Raw genomic sequence first — 14,440 nt, forward strand, 5'->3', positions numbered from 1 at the left:
ACCGCTGTCGAGACTGCCGGGCGGGACACGGCGGATCACTGTCTGGCCAGCCTAGCGTGACAAGGTTGACCGCTGGATGAACGCCGTTCGACCACGTTGCCGTGCAGAGCACGCCACGCCGTGCCGGAGCCGGTCGCCATCGCAGATGTCATACGTGACATCTGCCTGACTGGATGCCTCAGCGCAGGCCGTGAAGATACTCGGCGATCTGCTGCATGTCGCTGTCACTCATGCGTGCGGCGATGCTGCTCATGATGTCATTGGGGTCGTTGTCACGCGTGCCGTCACGAAAGGCCGTCAGCGAGGTGATGGTGTAGGCGGGGAATTGCCCAGCCAGCGCGGGATAGCCTGCTGAATCAATCCCCTCGCCGCGAGGGCCGTGGCAGGCGGTACAGGCCGCGATACCTCGCTCAAGCGAGCCGGCCCGGTACAGCACCTCACCTGCTTTCGCGGCGTCGGGCTCTGCCTGGCCGCGATTGGCGGGTTGCTCGGCATAATAAGCCGCGATATCGGCAATGTCCTGATCGCTCAGGGTGTCGGTGAGGCCTGCCATCTGGGGAACCGCGCGACGACCCTCGCGGATATCCGTGATCTGCTTGCGCAGATAATGGGCCTGCTGTCCGGCGAGGTGCGGGAAGGCGGAGGCTGGGGACACGCCCTGCGCGCCATGGCAGGCAGCACAGACGGCTGCCTTGGCCTGGCCGGCGCTGGCATCCGCGGTGATCTCGTCTGCGCCAGCGCGGGGCGAGAGGCTGAGCGCCAGCAGGGCGCTCAAGGTGGCGAAAATCGTCGTGGCAAGTACGCCCCAGCTCGAGCTCTGCGGCCCTTCACGGTGCTGCGGTGATCTCATCAGCTTGTTCATGTCACTGGTCCCTGTTTGCGCAAATCCCGCAGTGGAGTCATCCCGGCGCTGGTGGCAAGCATCACCCGAGGAGAAGTACGTCAGACGCCTCGCAGCCCGTGAGAGCTGGGTGGTACACTAGCGCATCATGAGCGTGATGCTTGTCATTTCGGCAGTATAGCGAATCCCCTTCAGGGCGCGTTAATGTGCCTGCCGCCTGCCTGTCGAGCTGACAGCGCCAGTGGTGCTCTATTCCGTTTCACCGGCCGTTTCTTCTGCTCTCACGTGATGTCGCGCGGGCGAGACGTCCGCCATCAACAGGTATTCAGATTCTCATGGCCGAGTCAGCCACTCCGTCCCCCAAGCTTCACTATCGTCAGGCACGCTTCTTGATCAGCGCCGCCACCCTGGCCCAGTGCCCGACGGATGTCGGTGCCGAGGTGGCCTTTGCCGGTCGCTCCAATGCCGGAAAGTCGAGCGCCATCAATGCCCTGACGTCCCAGAAGGCGTTGGCGCGTACCTCCAAGACGCCTGGCCGCACTCAGCTGATCAACTATTTCACCATCGGTGAAACGGGCCGCCATCTGGTCGACCTGCCCGGCTATGGCTATGCCAAGGTGCCGGACAAGGTGAAGCGTGAGTGGCAGTCCCATCTGTCCAACTACTTGCGCAACCGCCAGTCGCTGCGCGGCCTGGTGCTGCTGATGGATGTGCGTCACCCGCTGTCAGAATTCGACCAGATGATGCTGGGCTGGGCCGATGAGGCACAGATGCCGGTGCATATCCTGCTGACCAAGGCGGACAAGCTGAAGCGTGGACCGGCGGCGGCGAGCCTCCAGAAGGTACGGCACGCCCTCAAGGAGTGGGAAGACCTCGTCACCGTGCAGCTGTTCTCGTCGCTCAAGTATTCGGGAGTCGAGCAGGTGCACGCCAAGCTCGATGAGTGGCTGGCGGACCCGGCGGTGATGGAAGGTGTCACGGAGGGTGAGGCCGATGAAGCCCCCCAGGACCCGTTCGACGACTGAGTCGTCCGTGTCATGACATGTGCTGCTGCACAAAAAGAGACGCCGGTCACCCTTGGGTGACCGGCGTCTCTTTTGTGGGGCGTCTCTTTTGTGGGGCGTCCAGTTATGGGGCATCCAGTTATGGGGCGTCCAGACCTCTGCCCTGGCGGGGTCGGTCACCTGTGGCCGACCGCCTGTCACCGTTCATCACTGCTCACATGAACAGGCTGGGAGCGGTGTTTTCTGACAGCAGTCGCTGAGGGACCTGCGGCATCGCAGCCTGGCTCGCCCGCACCTCGAAACGTGTCAGGTGGCCACCCTGGGAGCTGTCGGCAGGGGCATTCAGGCTGCGTGCCCGTGGATCACCGCCCGACATGTCGATGATCGCTGCCGGTACCGAGGTCACGCCTCGCGTGGCGTTTTCCATGCTGGTTCGCGCACTGTAGACCGCCAGTACGATCAGCATGGCGCAGAGCACGACCTGTCCTGTGCCGATCAACACTCCCTGCCAGGCACTGGCATGCGGCAGGGCCAGCGGACCGGGATCCTGCTGGAATCTCTCGATGATGTCGGTGGCGTCGCGGGACTCGGCGTCGTCACTGATGGCGCGGGAATATTGCCAACTCTGGCAGATGACACGCCGAGATGATGATTGAGTGCTCATGCTGTCCTCTCCAGTCGCGACGACATCGAACGTGAGTTCTCGGATGCCCCTGGCAGGCCCGTGGAAGGCTGGGTCGTCAGGCACGAGAAACTTGTACAACAAATATGGTCTCCGCCATAAAGTTGTACAAGTTTTAATTTGTGTATCGCTTTTCTGGAACGTCAGTCCAGGTGACAGCAGGTAACCGACGGTCAGGTCTGGAAGGTCAGAAGCGCTGTCGTTTCATCGTGATGCATTCAGGTGCCGCAACAGTTCCGGAAGCTCCCGGACATGCGAGATGACATGGACTCCGGCGGGAACCGGCTCCGGCGCGCCACGCCCCTTCACGTCGATCCATGCCGCCTGCATGCCGAGACGTACTGCCGGCAGGGCATCTTCCTTCCATGAGTCGCCGACATGCAGCGTGGTGGAGGGGCGGCTGCCCAGACGTGCCATGGCGGCGAGGAAGGGGCGTGCATCCGGCTTGGGCGCCAGCCATTCGCCGGCGGCGATGCTGAACTCGAAATGATGGTCCAGCGCCAGGCGTGTCAGGTCGACATTGCCATTGGTGATGGCGCCGAGGCGATAATGCCGGGCCAGTGAGTCGAGCAGCTCGCTGGCTTCCGGAAAGGGCTGCAATTCGTGGCGCAATGCCAGGAAGCGTTCGACGGCCGCATGCGACCAGTGATGGGCCTCCTTTTCGCCATGGCCGGCATCGCGCAGCATGATGCGCATGGCTTCACGGCGCAGCCAGGTGAAGTCACCACGCCGCAAGGGGTGTTCCAGCCCGAGTGCCATGCGGCGACGGGTATATTCCTCGAGGGGAAAATCAGTGGCATGACCGATCTCACCGTCCAGCCAGGCGTAGTGTTCCGTCTCGGCGCGCTCCATGATCGGGCGATTGGCCCACAGGGTGTCATCGAGATCGAAGGTCAATGCGGTCAGCGAAGGCGTCGTTGCGGGCATCACAGGGGATCATCCTTGAGCAGAACATCAGCAGGGGAGGCGGCGTCAATGTCAGCCGGCGTTGCCTCTTCTGGCCCACGCTGGCGACGTGCACGCGGGTGAGCCTGGTCGTAGGCGCTGGCCAGCTGTTGCCAGTCGAGTCGGGTATACACCTGGGTCGTGGAGAGATGGGCATGGCCCAGCAACTCCTGCACGGCGCGCAGATCGCCACTGGATTCCAGCAGATGGCTGGCGAAGGAATGGCGGAGTCGGTGGGGGTGCAGGTGCTCCGGCAGGCCGCGTGTCTTCGCTTGCGTCACCAGACGAAGCTGCACGCCGCGTTGTCCCAGCCGCTGGCCTCGCTGGCCGACGAACAGGGCAGTCTCGTCAGCAGGCGCGAGTTGGCCACGCACCTTCAGCCAGGCATCCAGCGCCTGACGCGCTCGCGAGCCGATGGGCAGCTGGCGAGGCTTGTTGCCCTTGCCGCGCACGCGCAGGCGGCGTGTCTCCAGCATGTCGAGGTCGAGACTGACCAGTTCCGAGAGTCGCAGCCCCGAGCCGTAGAGCAGCTCCAGCATGGCCTGATCGCGGATCGCCAGCGGCGTGCCGTCGTGCGGGCAGTCGAGAAAGCGTGACAGGCTGTCGATGTCCACCGGGCGAGGGAGGTGGTCCGGCAGGCGCGGTGTCTGTACCAGGCCCGCCGGGTTGTGCGCCAGAATGCCGTGATCGACCAGCCAGCCACAGAAACGACTGATCGCCGCGCGACGTCGGGCCAGTGAACGGGGGGCGAGCCCACGACTGCGCTCAGCGCCCAGAAAGCGGCGTAGCGTCGGCACATCTAGGGCCTGCCACTCTGCAGGAGGCCGAGCGGCGGCGCTGGTGTCGGCATCCACCGTGGTCTCGGCCGGTGAGGGGCGCAACATGAAGTGGATCAGTGCCTCGAGATCGCGCTGATAGGCGCTCACGGTCGCCGCGCTGCTGTCCTGGGCAAGATGGGCGAGAAACTGCTGGCAAGGGCGGGTCAGCGCCTGGCGCCTCGCAGTGTCGAGGGAGTCATCCGGGAGGTCAGAGGCGCTCATCGCGCGGCCTGATCATCACGCGAGGCAGCGGAGTCTGAGGTGTGACTCGTCGCATGACGCCCGAGGCAGCGCGCCAGCACATCGCCGAGATATTCGGGGAAGAGAGTGTCGAGTCCGGCACGGAACTGCTCGGCCTCGGCACTGGCGACCACCAGATAGCCCAGACATTCGCCACGGGTCAGACGCACGATGACGGCGGAGCCGCGCGTGGCATCCGCCTGGCTGGCCTCGACCAGATCGTGGCACTCCGCCCCCAGCGGCCAGTCATGGTCCGGCAGCAGGGCTTCCCAGCGCGTGCGTGGCATCGCCAGACAACGGCTGGCGCGGCCTTCGAGCAGGCGCTCGAATTGCTCGGCACGCGCATCATCGAGCACCTGACGCGGTGGCTGGGTCGCGGGGTCGGCGCCGCGCTGCCACAGGCAGACGGCGGCGATGTCGAACAGCTCGCTGAGACGGGTTGCCAGAGTCTCCGCGAGGGCATCATCCGATTCGGCATCCATCAGATCCAGCACGATCTGACGCAGTCGCTGATAGCGGCTTTCATTGTCGCGGGCGGTATTGAGCAGCTCCTCGAGACGCGCCTCGGCCTGCTCGGTACGTCCGCGCAGGTCATGCACCAGCCGCTCCAGCAGCGAGACGCTGCCACCGCGTGCTTCGGGGTGTGGCACGCGCAGCTGCTGGAGCAACCCTTCCCGACCCTCGAAGAAATCCGGATGCGTGGCCAGCCACTCGGCGACCCGGTCCGGGTCCAGCGTGCGCGGGCGACGTGAGGCGGATGGCTCGGCCATATGGCTCTCCTTGCGAGGGTTGGCGACGGGACGCCGGCGCTTCGCGCAGGCGTCCCCTGTCAGCGGCGGCTTACAGGATGATGCGGCCTTCGAAGACGGTCTCGGCGGGGCCGGTCATGAAGACAGGGTGACCTTCGCCGCCCCATTCGATGCTCAGGGTGCCGCCAGGCAGCGTGACATCGACAGGACTGGCGAGCAGGCCACGACGAATGCCGGAAGCGACGGCTGCACAGGCACCAGTGCCACAGGCCAGCGTCTCGCCGACGCCACGCTCGAAGACGCGCAGGCGCGCTTCGTGGGGCGAGACGACTTCCAGGAAGCCGGCATTGACGCGCCTGGGGAAGCGCGGATGCGCTTCGATCAGCGGACCGACCTCTCGTACCGGTGCCTCGTCGACGCTGTCGACCAGCAGCACCGCATGGGGGTTGCCCATCGAGACGACACCGATCTCCAGGGACTCGCCGCCGACCTCCAGCGCATGCACCGGCAGATCCGTCTCGGCCTCGAAGGGCAGCGCGGCGGGGGCGAAGCGCGGAGCGCCCATGTCGACGCGGACTCGCCCGTCATCGGCCACTACCAGTGTCAGCGGGCCACCGGCGGTCTCGACGCGGATCTCGCGCTTGGTGGTCAGGCGCTGATTGAGCACGAAGCGCGCAAAGCAGCGGGCCCCGTTGCCGCAGTTCTCGACTTCGCTGCCATCGGCATTGTAGATGCGATAGCGGAAGTCCATGTCCGGGTCACGGGGTGGCTCGACCACCAGCAGCTGGTCGAAGCCGATACCGAAATTGCGATGCGAAAGCCGTCGGATATCGGCATCGCGCAGGCGGCCACGCTGGGAGATCAGGTCAATGACCATGAAGTCATTGCCCAGACCGTGCATCTTGGTGAAGTGCACCAGCATCAGTCATCACCTTCCGGCAGCAGTTGCTCACCGGTCCACAGTTCTTCCAGATGTTCGCGGCGACGCACCAGGTGCATCTGGCCGCCATCCACCATCACTTCGGCGGGACGACAGCGGCTGTTGTAGCTGGAGGCCATCACGAAGCCATAGGCGCCGGAGGAGCGAACGGCAAGCAGGTCGCCCGGGGCGATGGCCAGTTCGCGGTCCTTGCCCAGGAAGTCGCCCGTCTCGCAGACCGGGCCGACCACGTCGTAGCTGGCGCTTGCACGTGACTCGCGCGTGTCGACGGGTACGATGTTCTGCCACGCCTGATACAGCGACGGACGGATCAGGTCATTCATGCCGGCATCGATGATGGCGAAGTTCTTCTCTTCGCCGGGCTTGAGGTACTCGACACGCGTCAGCAGGACGCCGGCGTTGGCGGCGATGGAGCGACCCGGCTCGAACAGCAGTGTCATCTCGTTGCCATGCTCGTAGCGCGCCAGGCGTTCCAGCAGGGCGCTTGCGTAGGCGAAGGGCTCCGGCGGCGTCTCGTTCTGGTAGGGCACGCCGAGGCCGCCGCCGAGATCCAGATGCTCGATGATGATGCCGCGCTCGCGCAGGCGGTCCAGCAGCACCAGCAGGCGCTCGAGGGAGTCGAGGAACGGCGCCAGCTCGGTCAGCTGGGAGCCGATATGACAATCGACGCCTACCACCTTGACGTGCTCCATGGCGGCGGCGGTCTCGTAGACCTCCAGCGCCTGCTCGACCGGAATGCCGAACTTGTTGGCCTTGAGGCCGGTGGAGATGTACGGGTGGGTGCCGGCATCGACGTCCGGGTTGATGCGCAGCGACACCGGTGCGATACGCCCGAGGCGACCGGCGACGGCATTGAGGCGCTCAAGCTCGGGCAGCGATTCGACGTTGAAGCACTTGATGCCCAGCTCCAGCGCGCGCTGCATCTCGGCGGCCTGCTTGGCGACGCCGGAGAACACGACCTTGGCGGGGTCTCCGCCGGCCTTGAGGACGCGCTCCAGCTCACCGGCGGAGACGATGTCGAAGCCGGCACCCAGACGTGCCAGCACGTTGAGCACCGCCAGGTTGGAGTTGGCCTTCACGGCGTAACAGATCAGATGCGGATGGTCGCCCAGCGCATCCTGATAGGCCTTGAAGTGGCGCTCCAGCGTGGCACGGCTGTAGACGTAGCAAGGCGTGCCGAACTGCTCGGCCAGCGTGGCGAGAGAGGCGTCTTCGGCGTGCAGCACGCCATCCTGATATACGAAGTGATCCATGATCCGGCCTGCAAGATGTCGCGCCGGCGGGTATCACCCGCCGGAGATGTAAGGGGGGCTCAGGCGTCGCTGCCGGAAGTCTCGGTAGCGGCGGTGCGCTCTGTCTCGGCGGCAGCCGGTGCAGGGGCGGGTGCCTCGGCACGTTGACCGCCGGCATCGGCGTCCGCCGGCAGATACAGCGGGCCCTTCTGACCGCAGCCGGTCAGAAGGCCTGCACCCAGCAGCAGGCCCGCAAGGGTACGAAGGGCGTGACGGGCGGACTGGCTCATCAGATGACGCATCGGGCGGCCTCCTGGCAGCTGACGATGAAGCGGTGAGGGCCTGACGGTGCAGTACACGGTCAGGCCCCGACTTGACGGTTTCAGGCGCGGCTGGTCAGCGCCTCACGTGCACGCTGCACGGCAGCACGCACCTGATTCGGCGCGGTGCCCCCGATGTGATTGCGCGCCGCGACGGAACCTTCCAGCGTGAGCACGTCGAAGACGTCCTGTTCGATGGTGTCGGAGAACTGCTTGAGTTCATCCAGCGTCATCTCGGACAGGTCACGCTTCTGCTCGATGCCGAAGGCGACGGACTTGCCGACGATCTCGTGGGCATCCCGGAAGGCGACACCCTTGCGCACCAGGTAATCCGCCAGATCAGTCGCGGTGGCGAAGCCCTTGCTGGCCGAGGCGTACATGTTGTCGGACTTGGCGCGGATCGCCGGAATCATGTCGGCGAAGGCGCGCAGGCTGCCGCGTACGGTATCGATGGTATCGAACAGCGGCTCCTTGTCTTCCTGATTGTCCTTGTTGTAGGCCAGCGGCTGGGACTTCATCAGGGTCAGCAGGCTCATCAGGTGGCCATAGACACGGCCGGTCTTGCCACGCACCAGTTCCGGCACGTCCGGGTTCTTCTTCTGCGGCATGATGGAGGAACCGGTGCAGAAGCGATCCGGCAGATCGATGAAGTCGAACTGGGCGCTGGTCCACAGCACCAGCTCTTCGCTCATGCGTGACAGGTGCATCATCAGCAGGCTGGCGAAGCTGGTGAATTCGATGGCGAAGTCACGGTCGCTGACGGAGTCGAGGCTGTTCTCGGTCGGACGATCGAAGCCGAGCAGCTCGGTGGTGACGTGGCGGTCGATGGGGAAGGTGGTACCGGCCAGCGCCGCGGCGCCCAGCGGCAGCACGTTCATGCGGGCACGGCAGTCACGCAGGCGGTCCTGGTCACGGGCGACCATTTCCTGCCACGCCAGCAGATGGTGGCCGAAGGTGACCGGCTGAGCGCTCTGCAGGTGAGTGAAGCCCGGCATGATGGTGTCGGCTTCCTGCTCGGCCAGGCCCAGCATGCCTTCCCGCAGACGCGTCAGCTCGGCGTCGATGACGTCGATCTCGTCGCGCAGGTAAAGGCGGATGTCGGTGGCCACCTGATCATTGCGTGAGCGACCGGTGTGCAGCTTCTTGCCGGTGTTGCCGATCTTGGCGGTCAGACGTGCCTCGATGTTCATGTGCACATCTTCCAGCGCGACGGACCACTCGAATTCGCCGCGAGCGATCTCTTCGCTGATCTCCTTCAGTCCTTCGATGATGGTGTCGCGCTCTTCCTCGCTCAGCACGCCGACGCCGGCCAGCATGGTGGCGTGGGCGATGGAGCCACGAATGTCGTGCTGCGCCATGCGCTGATCAAAATCGACGGACGCGGTGAAGCGGGCCACGAAGGCATCGGTCGGCTCGCTGAAGCGGCCGCCCCAGGACTGATTGGTAGATTCGCTCATCGGGATCTCGAATTGTGGTGACATGTCCAGAGTTCGGCGTCCGGTGCACGGTCGCGCAGCCGGTATCGTTGACCTTGGAGTGTACCAGACTCCGTCGGATGGGCGAGGGGGGGGGCACCAAGATGCGTTGCGGCCAGGGAGGCGTGTCATCGTGACGCTTCCGGGGATTTTCCCCTTGGCCATCAGTGGCTTTATGATGACGGTATCCGGTGGCGGCCAATGTTGGCCGTCACGAACGTTTCGACTGTCGCGCCAGCGTCGCGCGTCCCAAGGAGAATGCCGTGTCCCGCCGTGAGACCCTGCGTATCGCGACCCGCAAGAGCCTGCTTGCCCTGTGGCAGGCTGAACACGTCAAGGCACGTCTGGAAGCCCTGCATCCCGGCTTGACGGTCGAGCTGGTGCCGATGTCCACGCGGGGCGACAAGATTCTCGACACGCCGTTGGCCAAGATCGGTGGCAAGGGCCTGTTCGTGAAGGAACTGGAAGAAGCCATGCTGGATGGCCGCGCCGACATCGCCGTGCACTCCATGAAGGACGTGCCGATGCATTTCCCGGAATCGCTGGGGTTGGCCGTGATTCTCGAGCGCCATGCGCCCACCGATGCGTTCGTCTCCAACGACCACGCCAACTTTGACGCGCTCCCCCAGGGGGCTCGCCTGGGCACCTCCAGCCTGCGTCGTGGCCTGCAGGCCAAGGCCGCCCGTCCGGATCTCGAGGTGCTCAGCCTGCGCGGCAATGTCCAGACGCGTCTCGGCAAGCTGGATGCCGGTGAGTTCGACGCCATCATCCTCGCCACCTCCGGCCTGCAGCGCCTCGAACTGGATGCACGCATCACCGCCGAGATGGACGCCGAGACCTGTCTGCCGGCCTGTGGACAAGGCGCGCTGGGCATCGAATGCAACCTGCAGGACGAGGAGATTCTCGCCCTGCTGGCGCCGCTGGCTCATGAAGACTCCAGTCGTTGCGTGCTGGCCGAGCGCGCCATGAATACGCATCTGGAAGGTGGCTGCCAGGTACCGATCGGTGGCTATGCCGTGCTGGAAGAGGGTGGCAGGCAGCTGTGGTTGCGGGCACTGGTCGGCAATCCCGATGGCAGCGTCATCCTGCGTGCCGAGGCGCGTGGTCCGGCCGATACGCCCGAAGCGCTGGGCATCGCCGTGGCGGAAGATCTGTTGCAGCAGGGGGCCGGCGAGATTCTGGCGGCGGTCTATGGCGATGCGCGTGACTGATGGCGCCCGCCATGCGGAGGTGGATGACCGGGCGATGCCTCGCGCGGCATCGAGTGCGCGGTCGTCTCTTGAAGTGCTGACGACGCGTCCGGGCTCGCGCGGTGCCGTGCTTGATGCGATGCTGAGAGACGTTGGCTGCGCCGTGGAGTGCCTGAAGCTGATGGCGCTCGAGCCGCTGCCGCTGGAGCCCGCCGGGCGTCAGGCGATTCTCGACATCGACCTCTATCGAGGGGTGGTAGTCATCTCGCCTCAGGCCGCCGGCTACCTGGCGGACTGGCTGGAAGACTGGTGGCCGCAATTGCCCGAGGGGCTTGCCTTCTACGCGGTGGGCTCCGCGACGGCAGAGGTACTCCACTCACGCCTCGGCGTTCGGGTGAGAGTGCCGCCACACGCCACGCGTGGCGCACATGTCGAGGTGGATGCCCCGGTCGGCACGACCAGCGAGGCCCTGCTCTCGCTGCCGTCCCTGCAGCAGCTTCAGGGGCAGCGCTGGCTGCTGGCGGCCGGAGAAGGCGGGCGCGCCTTGCTGGAGGACACCCTGGTGGCACGCGGTGCCCGGGTGACGCGTCTGGCGCTTTATCGACGCCTTCCGTTGGCTTTGTCCTCTCAACAGGCTGGCCGTCTGGCGGCGGGCGCGTATGATGCAATGGTGGTGACCAGCAATACGCTGCTTGAGGCGGTAGTGACCTCGGCAACGACGCGGACCTTGAACCAACCGCTAATCGTGTCGAGCAACCGTTTGGCTACACTGGCACACGCTCATGGGTTCGAGCGCGTGACGGTCGCCGCGGATGCCTCACCCGGGGCCCTGAGGCAGGCAGTGCTGGATGCCTGCGCCCCGACTCGCCATGCGAGAGAGACCGGCGCCACTGCGCCTGGTCCGCGCGAGGCCATCGATTCCCAAGAATCCGGAAAAGGGCAAGCGTAGATGAGCAACCGAGAACACGATCAGGAAGACCACGGCTCTGCCGGCACCACGCCAGGCAAGCCGAGCGACAAGGATGCTGCCGCTCGCGCATCAGATGCCTCTTCCGCTCCCGGCGAACACGCCGAAGACACTGCCTCTGGCCGCCCTGGCGCCGAGGCCTCCCGTTCGTCCTCCTCTTCCTCGTCATCCGCCACGGCTGACGCCCCACGTGAGCGACGCTCGCGTGGCGGGCGCAACCGTCGTGGACGGGGAAAGGGACAGGGCAGCTCCTCCTCTTCATCCTCCACTGCCAGCGAGTCCACGCCCGTGAGCCAGACTTCCGACGATAACGCCTCGACGCCTTCCGGCGCGAAATCTCCCTTCCCGAAGCAGACCGATACCGCGCCTGCCGCCGAGACGACCACTGCCTCGACGGCGTCCGGCAAGGGCGCTGCCTCAGGCAAGGGAGGGGCTTCAGACAAGAGCGGCGTGACGGGCAAGAGTGCCGGTGCCGCCGTGGGGGGCGCGGGAGGAGGCACGCCGCCGAGCGAGCCGCAGGGCAGCAAGAAGAGTGCTGCCGGCGGCATCGCACTGGTGCTGGTCATTCTTCTTGCCATCGTCGTCGCGGTACTGGCCTGGTTCGGCTGGCAGCGTCTGAACGCCCTGCCGGATGCCCAGGGCCTCGACAAGCAGGTCAGCGAATCCGTGACCCAGCAGGTCGGCCAGGTCGAGAGCAAGGTCGCCAGCCTGTCCGGCAAGCTCGACAAGAACGCGTCGCAGGTCAGTGATCTCGACAAGCGTCTGTCCGGCGAGAGCCAGCAGACCGAGCAGGCGCTCAACAAGGTGCTCGAGGAGCTCAGCAAGACCCAGCAGACCGATGCCCGCGACTGGCATTACGCGGAGGCCGAATACCTGCTGCGTCTCGCCAATCAGCGTCTGCAGCTGGAGCGTGACGTGAACGGTGCCGACGCACTGCTCGAGAACGCCGATGCGCGTATCGCCGAGGCGGACAATCCCGCCCTGCTGCCGGTTCGCAAGGCGATCCAGTCCGAGCTCGCCAGCCTCGACAGCGTGCCGCGTGTCGATCGCAGTGGCATCTACCTGGCGCTGCTCGCCGAGCAGGAACAGCTGGCGCGTCTGCCGCTCAAGCAGGACGTGGCCGAGATCGCCGCCAAGGTCGAGAACGACGCTCCACCCACCGGCGGCTGGCAGCAGCAGCTGGCGCGCTTCGGCAATGAGCTGAAGAATCTGGTCACCGTGCGTCGTCACGATGAGGCGCTGGAAGCCCTGATCACGCCGGAGCAGGAATCCTATCTGCGCCAGAACGTGCGTCTGGTGCTCGAGCAGGCCCAGCTGGCGCTGCTCAAGGAAGAGCCGAAGCTGTATCAGGCGGCCATCGACAAGGCGATCACGCTGGTCAACGGCTACTACGATACCAAGACCGATGGCGTGCAGAATGCCGTCGCCAAGCTGGAAGACCTCAAGGGCAAGACCATCCGCCCGGAGCTTCCGGATATCTCCGCGTCTCTCAACACGCTGCGTGAGCTGATCGAACGCCGCGCCCAGTCCGGGGGTGGTGAGGCATGAGAAAACTGATACTGCTGATCATCATCGGCCTGGCCATCGGTGCGCTGTTCGGTCAGCTGATGCAGTCGTTTCCCGGCTATTGGCTGATTCGTGTCGGTGATACCTCGGTCCAGACGTCCTTCTGGTTCGGGCTGGTGCTGCTGCTGGGCGCCTTCGTGGTGCTGCATTTCGGCCTGCGTCTGCTGTCGCGTTTCGCGCATCCGTTCTCGCGCCTCAAGGTGTGGAACAGCCGCACGCGCCATCGCAATGCCACTCGCAAGACCGTGCGTGGCCTGGTGGCACTGGCCGAAGGCCGCTGGAAGCGTGCCGAGAAGTCGCTGACCCATTCTGCGGAGGACTCCAGCACACCGCTGGTCAACTATCTGTCCGCAGCACTCGCCGCCCACTATCAGGGGCGTTTCGAGCAGGCGGATACGCTGCTCAAGCGTGCTCATGAGTCCACTCAGGGCTCCGAGAGTGCCGTGGGGCTGGTGCAGGCGCAGCTGATGCTGGATCGCCAGCAGCACGAGCAGGCACTCGCGACGCTGACGCGTCTCGACAAGCAGCTCGGCGAGCACCCGCAGGTCCTCAAGCTGCTCAAGCAGGCGTATCTGGCGGTGAATGACTGGGATGGCCTGCGTCGCCTGATGCCGCGTCTCGACAAGCAGGACCTCATCTCGCCGGAAGAGAAGAAGGAGCTGGAACAGCGCGCCTACGTGGCACTGATCCAGCAGGCCGCGCGCAATCCGGAAGACATCGAGCGCGTGCGCAACCTGTGGGCCGACATGCCGGACCACCTGCGCAGCGACGTGAATCTGGTCGCCCTGTATGCCGAGGCATTGATCGCCGGTGGGCAGGAAGGGCTGGCAGAGCGCCTGCTGCGTCACTCGCTGAAGGAATGCTGGGATTCACGTCTGGTGCTGCGCTATGGCCTGCTGGACGTGGATGCACCGCGTCAGCTGGTGTATGCCGAGAAGTGGCTGCAGGAGCGCCCGAATGACCCGGACCTGCTGCTGTCGCTGGGTCGACTGGCATTGCGCAACGCCAACTGGGGCAAGGCGCAGGAGTATTTCGAGGCCAGTCAGCGTCAGCGTCCGAGCGGCACGGTGTGTGCCGAGCTGGCACGTCTGTTCGCCAACCTTGGCGAGCACAACAAGAGTCAGCTCTACTATCGCCAGAGCGTCGAGCTGCTGGATCGTTCACTGCCGGCGCTGCCGCAGCCCAGCAAGGACAACGCCTGATCGACGCCGCCCGTCGGGCGGCGCTGCACATTGTTTCCTCATTTCGCGAGAAGATGAAAAACTGCCGCCGGCCAGGTCTCTGGTCGGTGGACATTGGTTACTCTCCGGGTATCCGCGTTCATGCCAAGGCGTGACGGGATACCCTTCTTTTTGCCTGTCAGATGGCGCTTTTCCCCCTCCGTGGTGGTGAAGGTCTGAGCCGGTAGCGGTCTCGGGCGGCCCTGCAAGACTCGGGGTTGCAGACCCTGCAACCGGCGATCCATGCCCGC

The 14,440-nt window shown here is 65.3% G+C and carries 14 protein-coding genes; 5 read left to right on the plus strand and 9 right to left on the minus strand.

Annotation, left to right across the window (positions count from 1 at the left end):
• Nucleotides 1-178: 178 nt before the first annotated feature.
• On the minus strand, nt 179-862 hold the full coding sequence (locus HXS66_RS10960) for a cytochrome c (RefSeq protein WP_255303208.1): 684 nt from the start codon (nt 860-862) through the stop codon (nt 179-181).
• Between the two features lie 314 nt (nt 863-1,176).
• Here HXS66_RS10960 and yihA point away from each other — a divergent pair, with 314 nt between their 5' ends.
• Nucleotides 1,177-1,866 (plus strand): ribosome biogenesis GTP-binding protein YihA/YsxC, encoded by a 690-nt coding sequence (gene yihA, locus HXS66_RS10965; RefSeq protein ID WP_077379554.1) that lies wholly within the window; start codon nt 1,177-1,179, stop codon nt 1,864-1,866.
• Nucleotides 1,867-2,059: 193 nt separating this feature from the next.
• Here yihA and HXS66_RS10970 read toward each other — a convergent pair whose 3' ends face one another.
• The 8 genes from HXS66_RS10970 to argH form a co-directional block, all read right to left on the minus strand.
• On the minus strand, nt 2,060-2,509 hold the full coding sequence (locus HXS66_RS10970; RefSeq protein WP_077379552.1) for a hypothetical protein: 450 nt from the start codon (nt 2,507-2,509) through the stop codon (nt 2,060-2,062).
• 222 nt (nt 2,510-2,731) lie between these two features.
• Nucleotides 2,732-3,454: an HAD family hydrolase gene (locus tag HXS66_RS10975; protein WP_077379550.1), complete on the minus strand. Its 723-nt coding sequence runs from the start codon at nt 3,452-3,454 to the stop codon at nt 2,732-2,734.
• Nucleotides 3,454-4,512 (minus strand): tyrosine recombinase XerC, encoded by a 1,059-nt coding sequence (locus HXS66_RS10980; protein ID WP_176503547.1) that lies wholly within the window; start codon nt 4,510-4,512, stop codon nt 3,454-3,456. Before HXS66_RS10980 ends, HXS66_RS10975 begins: the two co-directional genes overlap by 1 nt.
• Nucleotides 4,509-5,300 (minus strand): DUF484 family protein, encoded by a 792-nt coding sequence (locus HXS66_RS10985; RefSeq protein ID WP_176503548.1) that lies wholly within the window; start codon nt 5,298-5,300, stop codon nt 4,509-4,511. Before HXS66_RS10985 ends, HXS66_RS10980 begins: the two co-directional genes overlap by 4 nt.
• Before the next feature lie 70 nt (nt 5,301-5,370).
• Nucleotides 5,371-6,201 carry a diaminopimelate epimerase gene (gene dapF / locus HXS66_RS10990; RefSeq protein WP_077379544.1) on the minus strand — a complete coding sequence of 277 codons (831 nt, stop codon included), beginning with the start codon at nt 6,199-6,201 and terminating at the stop codon, nt 5,371-5,373.
• The gene (lysA, locus tag HXS66_RS10995; RefSeq protein WP_176503549.1) at nt 6,201-7,472 is read right to left on the minus strand and encodes a diaminopimelate decarboxylase; all 1,272 of its coding nucleotides are present in this window, start codon (nt 7,470-7,472) and stop codon (nt 6,201-6,203) included. The genes dapF and lysA overlap by 1 nt, the downstream gene beginning before the upstream one ends.
• Before the next feature lie 59 nt (nt 7,473-7,531).
• Nucleotides 7,532-7,753 carry a lipoprotein gene (locus tag HXS66_RS11000; RefSeq protein WP_077379540.1) on the minus strand — a complete coding sequence of 74 codons (222 nt, stop codon included), beginning with the start codon at nt 7,751-7,753 and terminating at the stop codon, nt 7,532-7,534.
• Nucleotides 7,754-7,833: 80 nt separating this feature from the next.
• A complete protein-coding gene (gene argH, locus HXS66_RS11005) occupies nt 7,834-9,228 on the minus strand; it encodes an argininosuccinate lyase (protein ID WP_077379988.1) in 1,395 nt (464 codons plus the stop codon).
• 281 nt (nt 9,229-9,509) lie between these two features.
• On the opposite strand from argH, the gene hemC reads away from it, so the two are divergent.
• Genes hemC through HXS66_RS11025 form a run of 4 tightly spaced genes read left to right on the plus strand, consistent with a single transcriptional unit; the run spans nt 9,510 to nt 14,171 of the window.
• Nucleotides 9,510-10,457, plus strand: a complete 948-nt coding sequence (hemC, locus tag HXS66_RS11010; protein ID WP_255303209.1) for a hydroxymethylbilane synthase — start codon at nt 9,510-9,512, stop codon at nt 10,455-10,457.
• Nucleotides 10,450-11,385 carry a uroporphyrinogen-III synthase gene (locus HXS66_RS11015; RefSeq protein WP_308478286.1) on the plus strand — a complete coding sequence of 312 codons (936 nt, stop codon included), beginning with the start codon at nt 10,450-10,452 and terminating at the stop codon, nt 11,383-11,385. The genes hemC and HXS66_RS11015 overlap by 8 nt, the downstream gene beginning before the upstream one ends.
• On the plus strand, nt 11,386-12,951 hold the full coding sequence (locus HXS66_RS11020; protein WP_176503550.1) for a uroporphyrinogen-III C-methyltransferase: 1,566 nt from the start codon (nt 11,386-11,388) through the stop codon (nt 12,949-12,951). It begins immediately after the preceding gene.
• The gene (locus HXS66_RS11025) at nt 12,948-14,171 is read left to right on the plus strand and encodes a heme biosynthesis HemY N-terminal domain-containing protein (protein WP_077379537.1); all 1,224 of its coding nucleotides are present in this window, start codon (nt 12,948-12,950) and stop codon (nt 14,169-14,171) included. Before HXS66_RS11020 ends, HXS66_RS11025 begins: the two co-directional genes overlap by 4 nt.
• The last annotated feature ends 269 nt before the right edge of the window (nt 14,172-14,440 follow it).

Source organism: Cobetia sp. 5-11-6-3 (assembly GCF_013374055.1).
In the GTDB taxonomy this organism is placed as follows: domain Bacteria; phylum Pseudomonadota; class Gammaproteobacteria; order Pseudomonadales; family Halomonadaceae; genus Cobetia; species Cobetia marina.

What these genes read in the sequence shown, in the direction of transcription:
- HXS66_RS10960 (WP_255303208.1), bottom strand. Translation starts at nt 862, where the DNA reads ATGAACAAGCTGATGAGATCACCGCAGCACCGTGAAGGGCCGCAGAGC.
- yihA (WP_077379554.1), top strand. Translation starts at nt 1,177, where the DNA reads ATGGCCGAGTCAGCCACTCCGTCCCCCAAGCTTCACTATCGTCAGGCA.
- HXS66_RS10970 (WP_077379552.1), bottom strand. Translation starts at nt 2,509, where the DNA reads ATGAGCACTCAATCATCATCTCGGCGTGTCATCTGCCAGAGTTGGCAA.
- HXS66_RS10975 (WP_077379550.1), bottom strand. Translation starts at nt 3,454, where the DNA reads ATGCCCGCAACGACGCCTTCGCTGACCGCATTGACCTTCGATCTCGAT.
- HXS66_RS10980 (WP_176503547.1), bottom strand. Translation starts at nt 4,512, where the DNA reads ATGAGCGCCTCTGACCTCCCGGATGACTCCCTCGACACTGCGAGGCGC.
- HXS66_RS10985 (WP_176503548.1), bottom strand. Translation starts at nt 5,300, where the DNA reads ATGGCCGAGCCATCCGCCTCACGTCGCCCGCGCACGCTGGACCCGGAC.
- dapF (WP_077379544.1), bottom strand. Translation starts at nt 6,201, where the DNA reads ATGCTGGTGCACTTCACCAAGATGCACGGTCTGGGCAATGACTTCATG.
- lysA (WP_176503549.1), bottom strand. Translation starts at nt 7,472, where the DNA reads ATGGATCACTTCGTATATCAGGATGGCGTGCTGCACGCCGAAGACGCC.
- HXS66_RS11000 (WP_077379540.1), bottom strand. Translation starts at nt 7,753, where the DNA reads ATGCGTCATCTGATGAGCCAGTCCGCCCGTCACGCCCTTCGTACCCTT.
- argH (WP_077379988.1), bottom strand. Translation starts at nt 9,228, where the DNA reads ATGAGCGAATCTACCAATCAGTCCTGGGGCGGCCGCTTCAGCGAGCCG.
- HXS66_RS11020 (WP_176503550.1), top strand. Translation starts at nt 11,386, where the DNA reads ATGAGCAACCGAGAACACGATCAGGAAGACCACGGCTCTGCCGGCACC.
- HXS66_RS11025 (WP_077379537.1), top strand. Translation starts at nt 12,948, where the DNA reads ATGAGAAAACTGATACTGCTGATCATCATCGGCCTGGCCATCGGTGCG.